General features: G+C 70.5%; 14 protein-coding genes. 10 read left to right on the top strand and 4 right to left on the bottom strand.

Features of this window, described 5'->3' with window-relative positions:
• The first annotated feature begins 47 nt into the window (after positions 1-47).
• Both OHA72_RS11740 and thpR read left to right on the top strand, forming a co-directional pair.
• On the top strand, positions 48-578 hold the full coding sequence (locus tag OHA72_RS11740) for a hypothetical protein (protein WP_327007871.1): 531 nt from the start codon (positions 48-50) through the stop codon (positions 576-578).
• Positions 575-1,129, top strand: a complete 555-nt coding sequence (thpR, locus tag OHA72_RS11745; RefSeq protein WP_327007872.1) for an RNA 2',3'-cyclic phosphodiesterase — start codon at positions 575-577, stop codon at positions 1,127-1,129. The genes OHA72_RS11740 and thpR overlap by 4 nt, the downstream gene beginning before the upstream one ends.
• Positions 1,130-1,132: 3 nt before the next feature.
• On the opposite strand, the gene OHA72_RS11750 is transcribed toward thpR, so the two are convergent.
• The 4 genes from OHA72_RS11750 to OHA72_RS11765 all read right to left on the bottom strand — a co-directional run bounded on the left by OHA72_RS11750 (position 1,133) and on the right by OHA72_RS11765 (position 5,823).
• On the bottom strand, positions 1,133-2,119 hold the full coding sequence (locus OHA72_RS11750; protein ID WP_327007873.1) for an aldo/keto reductase: 987 nt from the start codon (positions 2,117-2,119) through the stop codon (positions 1,133-1,135).
• Positions 2,120-2,143: 24 nt separating this feature from the next.
• Positions 2,144-3,283 carry a septation protein SepH gene (gene sepH / locus OHA72_RS11755; RefSeq protein ID WP_327007874.1) on the bottom strand — a complete coding sequence of 380 codons (1,140 nt, stop codon included), beginning with the start codon at positions 3,281-3,283 and terminating at the stop codon, positions 2,144-2,146.
• A gap of 182 nt (positions 3,284-3,465) precedes the next feature.
• The gene (gene serC / locus OHA72_RS11760; RefSeq protein WP_327007875.1) at positions 3,466-4,581 is read right to left on the bottom strand and encodes a phosphoserine transaminase; all 1,116 of its coding nucleotides are present in this window, start codon (positions 4,579-4,581) and stop codon (positions 3,466-3,468) included.
• A gap of 144 nt (positions 4,582-4,725) precedes the next feature.
• A complete protein-coding gene (locus OHA72_RS11765) occupies positions 4,726-5,823 on the bottom strand; it encodes a citrate synthase 2 (RefSeq protein WP_327007876.1) in 1,098 nt (365 codons plus the stop codon).
• 204 nt (positions 5,824-6,027) lie between these two features.
• On the opposite strand from OHA72_RS11765, the gene pdxH reads away from it, so the two are divergent.
• The 8 genes from pdxH (at position 6,028) to OHA72_RS11805 (ending at position 13,479) form a co-directional block, all read left to right on the top strand.
• A complete protein-coding gene (pdxH, locus tag OHA72_RS11770; protein WP_327007877.1) occupies positions 6,028-6,627 on the top strand; it encodes a pyridoxamine 5'-phosphate oxidase in 600 nt (199 codons plus the stop codon).
• A gap of 79 nt (positions 6,628-6,706) precedes the next feature.
• On the top strand, positions 6,707-7,948 hold the full coding sequence (locus tag OHA72_RS11775; protein WP_327007878.1) for an MFS transporter: 1,242 nt from the start codon (positions 6,707-6,709) through the stop codon (positions 7,946-7,948).
• 16 nt (positions 7,949-7,964) lie between these two features.
• A complete protein-coding gene (locus tag OHA72_RS11780) occupies positions 7,965-8,903 on the top strand; it encodes an aldose 1-epimerase family protein (RefSeq protein WP_327007879.1) in 939 nt (312 codons plus the stop codon).
• Complete coding sequence (locus tag OHA72_RS11785; RefSeq protein WP_327007880.1) at positions 8,890-9,507, top strand: nitroreductase family protein; 618 nt, start codon at positions 8,890-8,892, stop codon at positions 9,505-9,507. The genes OHA72_RS11780 and OHA72_RS11785 overlap by 14 nt, the downstream gene beginning before the upstream one ends.
• 67 nt (positions 9,508-9,574) lie before the next feature.
• On the top strand, positions 9,575-9,865 hold the full coding sequence (locus OHA72_RS11790) for a type II toxin-antitoxin system VapB family antitoxin (RefSeq protein WP_033364898.1): 291 nt from the start codon (positions 9,575-9,577) through the stop codon (positions 9,863-9,865).
• Positions 9,866-9,891: 26 nt separating this feature from the next.
• Positions 9,892-11,061, top strand: coding sequence for an acyl-CoA dehydrogenase family protein (locus OHA72_RS11795; protein ID WP_327007881.1), 1,170 nt, complete (start codon positions 9,892-9,894; stop codon positions 11,059-11,061).
• 68 nt (positions 11,062-11,129) lie between these two features.
• A complete protein-coding gene (locus OHA72_RS11800; RefSeq protein WP_327007882.1) occupies positions 11,130-11,996 on the top strand; it encodes a DUF4230 domain-containing protein in 867 nt (288 codons plus the stop codon).
• 163 nt (positions 11,997-12,159) lie between these two features.
• Complete coding sequence (locus OHA72_RS11805) at positions 12,160-13,479, top strand: ABC transporter ATP-binding protein (RefSeq protein ID WP_327007883.1); 1,320 nt, start codon at positions 12,160-12,162, stop codon at positions 13,477-13,479.
• Positions 13,480-13,710: the final 231 nt, after the last annotated feature.

Genomic DNA, 13,710 nt, shown 5'->3' on the forward strand with positions numbered 1-13,710 from the left:
GGGTGGATCGGTGGCGGTCGTTGTTCGTGCGGGCTTAGCCTCAGAGGGTGGGCGTGCTGCACGGCCTGCTGGTCGTCGGCGCCATAGGGCTGATCGCCGTGGCGCCGTGTCTTGTCTGCCTATTTCTCATCTCCGCGGACGAGATGTTCGACCGGGGGATGCGGGTGCTGCGGCGGGTCGTGAGGAAGGTTGCCCGGCGGCGCAAGGAGCCCGAGCCGGGCTGGCGCGACGGGCCGGTGCGGCGGTGGTGGCACATGAGCTGGGCAGGGCGGGCGCTGCACACGGTTGCCGCAGCGCCGCCGCCGGTGCCGGCGGTGCCGCCGATCGAGCAGCTGGCCGGGGACCTGCGCCGGTTGAACCGGTTGCGGGTCGGGGTGGCGACCAGGTCGCAGGTGTGGTTCAACGCGGTGCAGCGGGCGTACGACGAGGCGTTGCGGGTTGCGTGCGTGCAGTTGGGGATCGAGCAGTACCTTGACGAGGTGAGCGGGGTCGACCTGGAGGTTGAGCGGTTGAGGGTCGAGGGTGAGCTGCAGCGGGCCGGGTTGGCCCTGCGGGACGCGGGGGCGCAGCAGCGGTGAGGTTGTTCATCGCGGCGTATCTGCCGGCGGAGGCCGAGCAGCACTTCGCGGAGACGGTCGGGACGCTGGCCGTGGCCAGGCCGATGCCGGAGGGGCAGTCGCTGCGGCTCGTGCCGGCCGAGCAGTGGCACATGACGCTGGCGTTCGTCGGAGAGGTCGACGACGCGCGCGCCGACGATGCGGTCGAGGTGGTGCAGGCGGTGCCGGCGTTGATGCCGCGGGTGAGGATCGCGGGTGGCGGCAGGTTCGGGCGGGGGAAGTTCACCACGCTGGTCGCGAAGGTCGACGGGGACGTGGCGCCGCTCGGTGACGCGGTGCGGAAGCTGCTCAAGCGGCGGAAGCTGCCGTTCGACCGCAGGCCGTTGCAGCCGCACGTGACGATCGCGCGGCCGGGGGACCGGCTGCCGCAGGAGGTGCTCGCCGCCGATCTGGAGGTGCTGCGCGAGTACCAGGGACCACAGTGGAGCGTCGATGACGTGCGGCTGATGAAGAGCGTGCTCGGGCCGCGGCCGGCCTACGAGGTGCTGGCCACGGCCCGAAGCGGGGAATGAGGCCTACCAGGCCCAGGCTTCCGGGCCGGCGCCACCGTTGCCGACCGGCGGGAAGAGCTCGTCGAGTTTCTGCAGGGTGGCCTCGTCCAGGGACACGTCCAGGGTGCCGAGGGTCGAGTCGAGCTGCTCGATCGTGCGCGGGCCGATGATCGGGGCGGTGACGCCGTCCTGGGCCAGCAGCCAGGCCAGGGCCAGGTTCGACGGGTCGGTGCCGAGCGAGGCGGCCAGCTTCTCGTACGCCTCGATCGCGGGGCGGTGCTTCTCGAGGCCCTCGGCGGCGCGGCCCTCGCTGGAGCGGCCGGCGGAGCCCGCGGCGGCCTTCGCGATGGCGCCGCTGAGCAGGCCGCCGTGCAGCGGCGACCAGGGGATGACGCCCAGCCCGTACTGGCGGGCGGCCGGCAGCACCTCCAGCTCGACGGTGCGGGCCATGAGGTTGTAGATGCACTGCTCGGCGACGAGGCCCAGGAAGTGCCGCCGGGAGGCCGACTCCTGCGCCTGCGCGATGTGCCAGCCGGCGAAGTTCGACGAGCCGACGTAGAGGACCTTGCCCTGCGCGACGAGGAGCTCCATCGCCTGCCAGATCTCCTCCCACGGCGTGCTGCGGGAGATGTGGTGCATCTGGTACAGGTCGATGTAGTCGGTCTGCAGGCGGCGCAGGGAGGCGTCGGCCTCGGCGATGATGTGGCGTGCGGACAGGCCCTGGCCGTTGGGCCACTCCTGCATCTTGCCGTAGACCTTGGTGGCGAGGACGACCTTCTCGCGCCTGCCGCCGCCCTGGGCGATCCAGCGGCCGATGATCTGCTCGGTGACGCCCTCGCCGAGTTTCCAGCCGTAGACGTTGGCGGTGTCGAAGAAGTTGATGCCGTGGTCCAGTGCCCGGTCCATGATCGCGAAGCTGTCGGGCTCGGTGGTCTGAGGCCCGAAGTTCATGGTGCCGAGGCACAGGCGGCTGACCGAGAGGCCGGTCCGCCCGAGGTTGGTGTACTCCATGCACACCAACCTAACCCGCAGAAGTTAACTGGTTTCCCGGGCGGCGGAAGGTGCCCCGCCGAAGAGGACGTCGTCCCAGCTGGGCAGGCGCTTGCGCGGCTTGTCCGACGCGGTCGGCTGGTCGGCGGCGCCACCGGCGGCCGACGGCGTGTTGCGCCGCGGGCGGAGCACGGCGAGCGACGGCACCGCCGGGATCTCCTTGCTCTGGTCGCTGTCGTCGTCGAACGGGGAGCGGCCGATCAGCGCAGCGGCGCCGCGGGCGCGGTTCTCACCCTGGCTGACGGGGGCCGGCGCCGGCGCCGGTTCGTCGGCAGCGGAGGAAGGGGACGAGCCCAGCGGCCGGTCGAGCGAGGCGAGCAGCGCGTCCCGCCCGGCCCGGATCGGGTCGTTGCCGAGCAGCCCGCGGTCGGCGCCGCGGTCGCCCAGGCCGCGGCCGCCGGGGCGGCGCTCCGGCTGGACGTTCGACGGGCGGATCAGCTCGTGCCCGCCGCCGCCGTGGCGCAGCGGGTCGGGGCGCATGCCGAGGTCGCCGCGGCTGGTCTCGCCGCGGCTGGGCAGCGCGCGGTCCGGCGCCGGCGGCTCCTGGCCCAGCACGTGCGGGGCGCGCTCGGTGCACAGGTATTGCGCCATGTCGTCGTGCGGGGCCACCTGCTGGCGGGCCTTGTCGAGCTCCCACACGGCCTGCGCGGTCGCCTTGCCGCTCGGCCACGTGGCGGTGATGCGCCAGGTGCCGTCCTCGCGCCGGTACGCATCCCACGAGATCTTCTCGGTGTCGATGCCGTGCTGGCCGAGGCGCGCGTCGACGACCTCCGCGAGGGACGAGCCCTTGTCGGAGTTCTTCAGCTTGGTGCGGCGGGCGTGCTGGGCGAGCATGGCCCGCTCCTGCAGGACCGGGCCGGCGTAGCGCAGCACGCGGTCGACGGGCACGCCGGCGACGCGGGCGACCTCTTCGGCGGACTCGCCGGAGCGGATGCGGGCCTGGATGTCGCGCGGCGCGAGCTGCGACGCGGCGGTCTCCATCGTCGCGGTCGGATGGCTCTGGTCGGGACGCAGGGCGCTGTGCACCCGGTCGTCGATCGGGAGCGCGAGCAGTCGGCCGACCTCATCGGCGAGGACGAACGCTTGGCCGTCCTCGGAGAGGGCGACGAATCGCACAGGCCGCATAGCGTGCCTCCGTCCCACCCGCATCGGCACCGACTTTCCCGGTACCACTCGGTCACAGTACGCGTAACCCTAGCTGGAACGAAGCGTGCCGCGCCGACAGAAAGCGAAGACAAGGGCAAACGCGAATGCCCGCCACCAGAGCAAACGATGCAAACAAGGTGGCGGGCATTCGTACATACAAACTAAAGACGCTCGATGACGTAATCGATGGAGGCCGTCAACGCCTCGACGTCGGCGGGATCGACGGTCGGGAACATCGCGATCCGCAGCTGGTTGCGGCCGAGCTTGCGATACGGGTCGGTGTCCACGATCCCGTTGGCGCGCAGGACCTTGGCCAGGGCCGTCGCGTCGACTGAGTCGGCGAAGTCGATGGTGCCGACGACGTTGGAGCGCACCGTGGCGTCGGTGACGAACGGCGTCGCGACGGGCGAGCGCTCGGCCCAGCCGTACAGGATGGACGCCGACTCCTCGCTGCGCTTGGTCGCGAACGACAGGCCGCCGCCGGCGTTCATCCAGTCGACCTGCTCGGCGGTGAGGAAGATCGTCGACAGGGCCGGGGTGTTGTAGGTCTGCTCCAGGCGCGAGTTGTCGATCGCCGTCTGCAGGTCGAAGAAGTCGGGGATGTACCGGCCGGACTCCTTGATCTCCGCGACGCGGGCGATCGCGGCGGGCGACATGATCGCGATCCAGAGGCCGCCGTCGGAGCCGAAGCACTTCTGCGGGGCGAAATAGTAGACGTCGGTCTGCGAGATGTCGACGTCGAGGCCACCGGCGCCGGAGGTGGCGTCGGTCAGGACGAGTGCGCCCTCGTCGGAGGAGACCCGCCGGACCGGCACGGAGACGCCGGTCGAGGTCTCGTTCTGCGGCGTGCAGTACGTGTCGACGCCCTCCTCGGCCCGCAGGAACGCGGCGGTGCCGGGGTCGGCCTTGATGATCGTCGGGTCGCCGATGAACGGCGCCTTCTTCGCGGCGCTGCCGAACTTGGCGCCGAACTCGCCGAAGCTGGCGAACTGCGCGCGGTCGCGGATCAGCCCGAAGACCGCGATCTCCCAGAACGCGGTGCTGCCGCCGTTGCCCAGGACGACCTCGTAGCCGTCGGGGAGGCTGAACAGCTCGGCGAAGCCGCGGCGCAGGCGGGCCACCTCGTCGCGGACGGTCTTCTGCCGGTGGCTGGTGCCGAGGTAGGAGGTCGCGACACCGGCGAGGGCCTGCACGGCCTCGGGCCGGACCTTGCTCGGGCCTGAGCCGAAGCGGCCGTCGGCGGGCTTCAGCTCATCGGGAATGCGGATGTCGACCATGGTGTGGGTACTCCGGGATGCGGCGGCGGGCGGGCAGGTACGGGTACCCCGCGAATCCTGCCACTTCCGCTGCCGCTGTCCCGGTCGATTCAGTGCCCAGGGCGACACGCGTCACACAAAAGACGTGTCGCGCAACGAGGCGGCTCACATCAGGGCGGTCCAGCCCTCGACGTCGTGCGGCTTGCGCGGCGCCGGGCCCACGTAGGTGGCGGACGGCCGGACCAGGCGGCCCAGCTCCTTCTGCTCGAGGATGTGCGCGCTCCACCCGGCGACCCGGGCGCAGGTGAACATCGACGTGAACATGTGCGCCGGTACCTCGGCGAAGTCGAGCACGACGGCGGACCAGAACTCGACGTTGGTGGCGAGGACCCGGTCGGGGCGGCGGGCGTGCAGCTCGGCGAGGGCCGCCTTCTCCAGGGCCTCGGCGATCTCGAAGCGGGGGGCGCCGAGCTCCTTGGCGGTGCGGCGCAGCACGCGGGCGCGGGGGTCCTCGGCGCGGTAGACGCGGTGGCCGAAGCCCATGAGGCGCTCGCCGCGGTCCAGGACGCTCTTGACGTAGCCCTCGGCGTCGCCGCTGCGCTCCACGGCCTCGATCATGCCCAGGACGCGTGACGGCGCGCCGCCGTGCAGCGGGCCCGACAGCGCACCGATGCCGGAGGAGATGCAGGCCGCGGCGTCGGCGCCGGTGGAGGCGACGACCCGGGTGGTGAACGTGGAGGCGTTCATGCCGTGCTCGGCGGCGGAGATGAAGTACGCGTCGACGGCCTTGACGTGCCGCGGGTCGGGCTCACCCCGCCAGCGGCGCATGAACCGCTCGACGATCGTGTCGGCCTTGTCGATCTCCTTCTGCGGCACGGCCGGCAGGCCCAGGCCGCGGGCGGCCTGCGCGACGAACGACAGGGCGGTGACGCTGACCCGGGCGAGGTCCTCGCGGGCCTGGGTGGTCTCGATGTCCAGCAGCTGGCCGAGGCCCCAGTAGGGAGCCAGCATGGCCACCGCGGACTGCACGTCGACCCGGATGTCACCGGAGTGCACGGGCACCGGGAACGGCTCGGCCGGCGGCAGGCCGGGGCCGAACTTGCCGTCGACCAGGAGCGCCCAAACGTTGCCGAACGACACCTGGCCGATGAGATCCTCGATGTCGACGCCGCGATAGCGCAGCGCGCCGCCTTCCTTGTCGGGCTCCGCAATCTCGGATTCGAAGGCGATGACGCCCTCGAGTCCCGGCTTGAAATCGGACATCTCGCACTCCTGCTGTTTCGGGGGTGTCTGACTAGGTTTGTTACCCGCCGGTGTTCCCTTTGACATCTTCGCCCCGCTGGGGTGCCAGTACCGACTGAACGGGGGCTCAAATGTGTCCTACGTGACACATCTTCACGCATCTGTGATCGCTGGAGGAAGGATGTGAGCGTGAGACCTAGCACATCACCGCAAGATTTATCGCGGATGCGCAACGAGTACACGGGGGAGTTGAGCGAGCAAGGGCTCGCCGGGACCTGGCTGGAGCAGTTCGCCACCTGGTTCGCCGACGCCGTCGAGGCGGGACTGCCCGAGCCCAACGCGATGCTGCTCGCGACCGCCGACGCCACCGGCCGGCCGAGTGCGCGCACGGTGCTGCTCAAGGGGTACGACCAGCGCGGATTCACCTTCTTCACCAACTATGAGTCGCGCAAGGGCCGGGATCTCGCGGCGAACCCGCGGGCCAGCCTGGTGTTCCCCTGGTACCCACTGCACCGCCAGGTGATCGTCTGCGGCGACGTGGAGAAGGTCTCCCGCGAGGAGACCGAGGAGTACTTCGCGATCCGCCCGCACGGCGCGCAGGTCGGCGCGTGGGCGAGCCCGCAGTCGCGCGTGATCGGCTCCCGCGACGAGCTGCGGGCCCGCGTGGAGGAGGTCGAGGCGCGGCCGGGACCGCTGAATGCCCCGCCGCACTGGGGCGGGTTCCGGGTCAGCCCGGACGAGGTCGAGTTCTGGCAGGGGCGGGAGAGCAGACTGCACGACCGGCTCCGGTACACCGGCGGCAAGATCGAAAGACTCGCGCCGTGAGCTGCCCGGAGCGCAGCGGAGCGGCTGCTCACCAGGATCACAGCTTGAAGTCACTCGGCCGGAGCGGAGCGCAGGCAGAGTGACGTTGCAGGAGCAGCTGCGCAAGCACGTCATCGACGTCAGGCCGCTGCGGCACGTCGCGTACCGGCGGCTCTTCGTCGGCAACGCGGTCTCGTTCTTCGGCGTGCAGTTCACCGCGGTCGCCGTGCCGGTGCAGGTCTACGACATCACGAAGTCGGCGCTGTGGGTCGGCGTCGCCAGCTTCGTCGGCCTGGTGCCGCTCATCGTGTTCTCGATCTGGGGCGGCGCGATCGCGGACGCGTTCGACCGGCGCAAGGTGCTGCTGACCAGTTCCACCCTGATGTGGCTCACGACACTCGGCCTGCTCGCGCAGGCGGTCCTGCATGTCGACAACCCGTACCTGATGCTCGCGCTCATCGCGGCGCAGTCGGCGGCGTTCGGCGTCAACAGCCCGGTCCGGCAGGCGATCATCCCGGCGCTGATCGGGGAGGGCGAGGTCGCGGCCGCGAACACGCTGAGCTTCACGGCCTCCAGCGTCTCCTCGATCTTCGGGCCGGTCGGCGCCGGTCTGATCATCGCCTCGGCCGACTTCTCCGTCGCGTACGCCATCGACGCGGTCCTGTTCACGATCGTGCTGTGGGCGGCGCTGAAGCTGCCGCCCCTGCCACCGGCGGCGCCGGAGGAGACGAAGACCACCGGCGGGCTCCGCGACATCCGCGACGGCCTGCGGTTTCTCGCCGGCTCGAAGCTGATCCTGCTGACGTTCGCGATCGACATCGCCGCGATGGTCCTCGCCATGCCCAAGGCGCTCTTCCCGGTCGTCGCCGATCAGCGGTACGGCGAGACGTCGCTGGGCTGGCTGTACGCCTCCATCGCCATCGGCTCGACCCTGGCGGGGCTCACGTCCGGGTGGATCGGCCGGGTGCACCGGCAGGGCGTCGCGCTGGTGCTCGCCGTCGTCGGCTGGGGGCTCGCCGTCGCGGCCGCGGGCGCGGTGCCGTGGCTGTGGGCATGTGTAGCTTTCATGGCCGTGGCCGGGGCGGCCGACATGATCAGCGGCGTGTACCGGCAGACCGTGTTGCTCAGCGCGCCCGACGTGATGCGCGGCCGGCTGCAGGGTGTGTTCTTCGCCGTGGTGGCCGGAGGTCCACGTCTGGGTGACCTTCGAGCGGGTTCGGTGGCCGACGCGACCAGCGCCACCTTCTCCTGGGTCAGCGGCGGGATCGCCGCCGCCGTGGTGGCCGTCCTGCTCGGGCTGACATTTCCCGTCCTGCTTCGGTACACCGACCGGTCGGACTGAGGATATTGTCGCGGCCATGGACACCGCCGCCGCCGCGCAGCTCTCGCACGCCCCTTCGGGTACACAGTGGACGATCACCTCGGGCGGCCACGAGGCCGTCATCGTCGAGGTCGGCGGTGGCGTGCGCAGTTACACCGTCAACGGGGCCGACGTGCTCGCCGGCTTCGCCGAGGAGGAGCGCGCGGTCGGCTGCGCCGGGCAGGTCCTCGCCCCGTGGCCCAACCGCATCCGCGACGGGCAGTACGCGTTCGGCGGCGACCACCTGCAGCTGCCCCTCACCGAGCCCGAGCGGCACAACGCCATCCACGGCCTGGTCAACTGGGCCCGCTGGCGGCTCGTGGACGCCGCGCCGGACAGCGTGACCGTCGAGCACGACCTGGTGCCGCAGCCGGGCTACCCGTGGCCGCTGCGCCTGCGCACGACCTGGTCCGTCGGTGACGGCGGCCTGCGCGCCGAGCACGAGGTGACCAACACCGGCTCGGAGGCGGCGCCGTTCGGCCTTGCCACCCACCCCTACGTGGTGGTGCCGGGCGTCGCGGTGGACGAGCTGACGCTGAAGGTGCCGGCCCGCAGCCGGCTGCTGGTCGACGCGCGCCTGCTGCCGATCGGCGCGGCCCGGGTCGCCGGCACCGAATACGACTTCGTGGAGGGCCGCCGGCTCGGCGGCACGATCCTCGACACGGCGTTCGGCGAGGTCGAGACCGACGCCGACGGCGGCTCGCAGGTGAGCGTCACGGCCCCCGACGGCCGGGGCGTCACGGTCTGGGCCGACTCGTCGTTCGGCTGGTGGCAGGTGTACTCCTCCGACACGCTACCTGCCGATCGGCTCCGCAAGGCCCTGGCGATCGAGCCGATGACGTGCCCGCCCGATGCGTTCCGGTCGGGGCGTGATGTGGTGACCCTGGAGCCGGGAACGTCCTGGCACGGGGTGTGGGGGATTCGTGGAACTGTCTGAGGCGATCCGCCGGCGGCGGATGGTGCGCAACTACGACGCGTCGCGTCCGGTGGATCCTTCGCTGATCGACAAGCTGCTGGGGTACGCGGTGCACGCACCGTCGGCGGGGTTCTCGCAGGGCTGGGAGTTCCTGGTCCTGACCTCCGAGGAGGAGCGGTCGAGGTTCTGGGCGGCGACCACGCCACCGGACTCCGGCCTGACCTCCTGGATGGAGGGCATGAGCCGGGCGCCGGTGATCGTCGTGCCGCACAGCCACCGCGACGCGTACCTGGACCGGTACGCCGAGCCCGACAAGGGCTGGTCCGACCGGGACGAGGCTCGCTGGCCGGTGCCCTACTGGCACATCGACACCGGGATGGCGAGCCTGCTGGTGCTGCTGGGCGCGGTCGACGAGGGCCTGGGCGCGTGCTTCTTCGGCATCCCGCCGGAGTCCGACGCCGCGTACCGCTCGGCGTTCGGGGTGCCTGCGGAGTACACGCCGATCGGCGCCATGACCATCGGCTACCGGGCTCCCGACGCGAAGTCACCGTCCCTCAAACGGGGCCGCCGTGAGTCACAGACCGTCACCCACCGTGGACACTGGGGCGCCAGCGCCGATTTGTGACAACGCTCGGCGTCGGTTCTGTCGCACCGGGTCGGTACCCTGACAGCGTCAGGGGGGTGACGCGTTCATGATCTTCAAGGCGGTCCGCGACGGTCGGCCTTATCCGGAACATGGGCTGACGCTGAAACAGTGGTCCGAGATCCCGCCGCGCCCGGTGCGGCTCGACCAGCTCATCACCACCAAGCGGGAGCTGGCGCTGGACAAGCTGCTCGCCGAGGACTCCACGTTCTACGGCGACCTGTTCCCGCACGTGGTCCAGTGGGAGAACGGGTTGTATCTGGAGGACGGGCTGCACCGTGCCCTGCGCGCGGCGCTGCAGCAGCGCACCTCCATCCACGCGAGAGTCCTTCAGGCCTAGCGTTCGTCTGACTTACAGTGTTAGTTGTGACGACCACCCGGCCCCTGGACCTGCTCGACGTCGACGCGCTGCACTCCGAGGAGGAGCTGGCGATCCGCGCCGTGGTGCGCAGGATCGTCGACGACCACGTCCGCCCGAATGTCGCGGACTGGTATGAGCGGGGCCAGGTGCCGGTCCGGGACCTGGCCAAGGAGTTCGCCTCCGTCGGTCTGCTCGGCATGCACCTGACCGGCTACGGCTGCGCCGGGTCCAGCGCCGTGGCCTACGGGCTGGCCTGCCTGGAGCTGGAGGCCGGCGACTCCGGCGTGCGCAGCCTGGTCAGCGTCCAGGGCTCCCTGGCGATGTTCGCGATCTGGAAGTACGGCGCCGACGAGCACAAGGACCGCTGGCTGCCCGGCATGGCGTCCGGCGATCTCATCGGCTGCTTCGGCCTGACCGAGCCCGACCACGGCTCCGACCCCGGCTCGATGGCCACCCGGGCCCGCCGCGACGGCGACGACTGGATCCTCGACGGCACCAAGATGTGGATCACCAACGCGCCCGTCGCCGACGTGGCCGTGATCTGGGCCCGCACCGAGGCGGGCGTCAACGGGTTCGTGGTGCCGATGGACACGCCCGGCGTGACGGCCCGCGAGGTCAAGCACAAGCTGTCGCTGCGGGCGTCCTGCACCGGCGAGATCGTCCTGGACGGTGTCCGGCTGCCGGCCGGCGCGCTGCTGCCGGCCGCGAAGGGGTTGAAGGCGCCGCTGTCGTGTCTCACCGAGGCGCGGTATGGCATCGTCTGGGGCGCGCTCGGTGCCGCCCGTGACAGCCTGCACACCGCGCTGGACTACGCGGGCGCCCGTGAGCAGTTCGGCAAGCCGATCGCCGGCTTCCAGCTGACCCAGGCCAAGTTCGCCGACGCCGCCGTCGAGCTGCAGAAGGGGTATCTGCTCGCCGTGCACCTCGGCCGGCGCGCCGACGCCGGGGTGCTGACGCCGGAGCAGGTCAGTGTCGGCAAGCTCAACAACGTCCGGGAGGCGCTCGCCATCGCCCGGCAGTGCCGCACCATCCTCGGCGCCAACGGCATCAGCGCCGAGTATCCGGTCATGCGGCACGCCGCGAACCTGGAGACGGTGCTCACCTATGAGGGCACCTCGGAGATCCATCAGCTGGTCATCGGCCAGAAGCTGACCGGGCTCGCCGCGTTCGGCTGAGATCGATTCGCGGCGCTTTACGGACCCCTCTACCGTGTGAGGAAGAAGATCCTCCCGGAGGAGTCAGCATGGCCCGCAACGACGAAACCGTGACCCCCGACGACTCGGACGACGTGCCGACGCAACGGCGCGAATCGGACCCGAAGACCTCCGAATACCCCGAGATCACGTCAGGGCCCGCTGACGCCGCGCCGACCTCGGGCAGCGGCTGGTCGCCGAAGATCGGTGACCGGATCGACCCGCGCGACCGTCCCGACCGCGACGCGCCGGTGATCGTGCCGGTCAAGGCGGGCGGCGGCGCGATGCGTGGCCTGTTCTGGCTCGTCGCCACGATCGGGCTGATCGTCGCGCTGGTGCTGGGCGCCAAGACGGTCGGGCTGTTCCCCGACCTGAAGAACCCGTTCGCGAAGGAGCAGACCGACCGCAGCGGACCCGCGCTGCTCAAGTCGGTGCAGGATCTGAGCCAGTATGTCGCCGCCGAGGGCAACTTCGAGGTCATCGTCGACGTGCAGAAGGACCGCAAGTACATCCCGGACTTCCTGCTCAACGAGCGGATCCTGTTCGTCGCCGCCGGGTCGGTGGAGGTCTACGTCGACTTCGCCGGGATCGGTCAGGGCGCGGTGAAGGAGTCCGAGGACCGGCGCACGGTGGAGATCACGCTGCCGGCGCCGCAGCTGCGCCCGGTGCGGATCAACAACGACCGCAGCTACGTCTACCAGGAGGATCGCGGTCTCTTCAACCGGCTCGCGGACGCCTTCAAGTCCGACCCGAACCGGCTGCAGGAGGTCTACAAGCTCGCCGAGGAGAAGATCGGCGCGGCGGCCAAGGAGGCCGGTCTCAGCAAGCGGGCCGAGGAGAACACCAGGAAGATGTTGCAACAGTTCCTCGGGGCTCTCGGATACACCTCGGTGACCGTAAACTTCCCGGCGTCGTGACCGCAGGGGCAGCTGCAAACTTTCCTAACGGTAGTTGTGCGGTAACACGCTGAACACTGGTCATTTACCCGATGGACCAATAGCGTGCCCCTCGTCACAGTACTTGACTCGGGGTAACTGAGTTATCCGCGAATTGCTTTGCTGACCTGGGGCGGAGGTGACGGTGGCTACCGTCGCACTCAAAGATGTGATGAAGGTTTTCGCCGACGGCACGGTGGCTGTCGACCGAGTGAACCTGGACGTGGGCCAAGGCGAGTTCATGGTGCTCCTGGGCCCTAGTGGCTGCGGGAAGTCGACCCTGCTCCGCATGGTCGCGGGGCTCGAGGACCCCACCTCCGGCGCGATCATGCTCGACGGGGATCTGGCCAACGACCTCCCACCGCGGGAGCGGGGTGTCGCGATGGTCTTCCAGGACTTCGCGCTCTACCCGCACATGACGGTGGGGGAGAACATCGGCTTCCCGCTGCGGCTGTCCGGCGTCGAGCCGGAGCCGCGGGCCGAGCAGGTCGCCGAGGTCGCCAGCGCGCTGGGCATCGGTGACGTGCTGGCGCGCAAGCCCGGGCAGCTCTCCGGTGGTCAGCGGCAGCGGGTCGCGATGGGCCGCGCCATCGTGCGCCGGCCCAAGCTCTTCCTCATGGACGAGCCGCTGTCCAACCTCGACAGCGGCCTGCGGGCGGAGCTGCGCGCGGAGATCTCCGGCCTGGTCCGCGAGCTCGGCGTCACGACCATCTACGTCACGCACGATCAGGCCGAGGCGCTGACCATGGCGGACCGGGTCGCGATCCTGCGCAAGGGCGTCCTGCAGGACGTGGGGACCCCGACGCAGGTGTACGGCCGCCCGGCCACGCTTTATGTCGCGGCCTTCCTCGGCAGCCCGCGGATGAACCTGCTCGAGGCCGAGGTGTACGTGCACCTCGACCGGCACATCGCGCTGCACATGGGCGACCAGGTGCTGCACCTGCCGTGGAACGATCTGCGGTCCCGCCAGGTCGCGCACTTCCACGGCGAGCGGATCGTCATCGGCGTGCGCGCCGAGGCGCTCACCCCCGTGCCGGACACGACCGGCGGCGACGTCCTGCGCGGGCGAATCCGCTACCTGGAGCACCACGGCCACGAGTCGCTGGCGTTCCTCGACATCGGCGCGACCGCCGTGATCGTCGACGAGATCGGCGCGCCGCCGACCGACATCCCGATCAACGGTGGCGGGCTGAAGCGGTTCGTCAGCAAGATCACCGGTCGCGGCGGTGGCGTCGATGACCTGGAGCTGGTCGGCGCCGGCAACGGTCGCGGACGTCGCGCGCCCCAGCGCGACAGCGTCCTGAGCGACCCGGGCCGCCACCACCGCCGCCCGGCGGAGCTCGCGGTGCGACTCGCGCCGTACCCGGCGGTTACGCATGGTCACCCGCTGACCGTTGCCGTCCGCATGGAGGCACTGCACTTTTTCGACGAAAGAGGACAACGTATCGATGTGGGGTGGCGCTGAGTAACGCGGCTGCTCTAGCCTGCGGCGATCTGGCCCTCCGACATAGGGGGAATGTTCTGATGGCTGCTCAAGGCGCAACAAGCACCGCTCAACCGCCCGGAAGCGGACTGCTCATCATCGAGCGGATCCTGCGGGACCGGGACTCGATCTGGCGGCAGATCGGGGAAGAGCGCGATCTCGGCAAGCTCACGTTGCAGATGCTCACCAGCTCGGTGCTGGCGCTCGCCTGCT

Origin of the sequence: Dactylosporangium sp. NBC_01737 (assembly GCF_035963215.1) — a bacterium.
Lineage (GTDB): Bacteria > Actinomycetota > Actinomycetes > Mycobacteriales > Micromonosporaceae > Dactylosporangium.

What these genes read in the sequence shown, in the direction of transcription:
- OHA72_RS11750 (WP_327007873.1), bottom strand. Translation starts at nt 2,119, where the DNA reads ATGGAGTACACCAACCTCGGGCGGACCGGCCTCTCGGTCAGCCGCCTG.
- sepH (WP_327007874.1), bottom strand. Translation starts at nt 3,283, where the DNA reads ATGCGGCCTGTGCGATTCGTCGCCCTCTCCGAGGACGGCCAAGCGTTC.
- serC (WP_327007875.1), bottom strand. Translation starts at nt 4,581, where the DNA reads ATGGTCGACATCCGCATTCCCGATGAGCTGAAGCCCGCCGACGGCCGC.
- OHA72_RS11765 (WP_327007876.1), bottom strand. Translation starts at nt 5,823, where the DNA reads ATGTCCGATTTCAAGCCGGGACTCGAGGGCGTCATCGCCTTCGAATCC.
- pdxH (WP_327007877.1), top strand. Translation starts at nt 6,028, where the DNA reads ATGCGCAACGAGTACACGGGGGAGTTGAGCGAGCAAGGGCTCGCCGGG.
- OHA72_RS11780 (WP_327007879.1), top strand. Translation starts at nt 7,965, where the DNA reads ATGGACACCGCCGCCGCCGCGCAGCTCTCGCACGCCCCTTCGGGTACA.
- OHA72_RS11790 (WP_033364898.1), top strand. Translation starts at nt 9,575, where the DNA reads ATGATCTTCAAGGCGGTCCGCGACGGTCGGCCTTATCCGGAACATGGG.
- OHA72_RS11800 (WP_327007882.1), top strand. Translation starts at nt 11,130, where the DNA reads ATGGCCCGCAACGACGAAACCGTGACCCCCGACGACTCGGACGACGTG.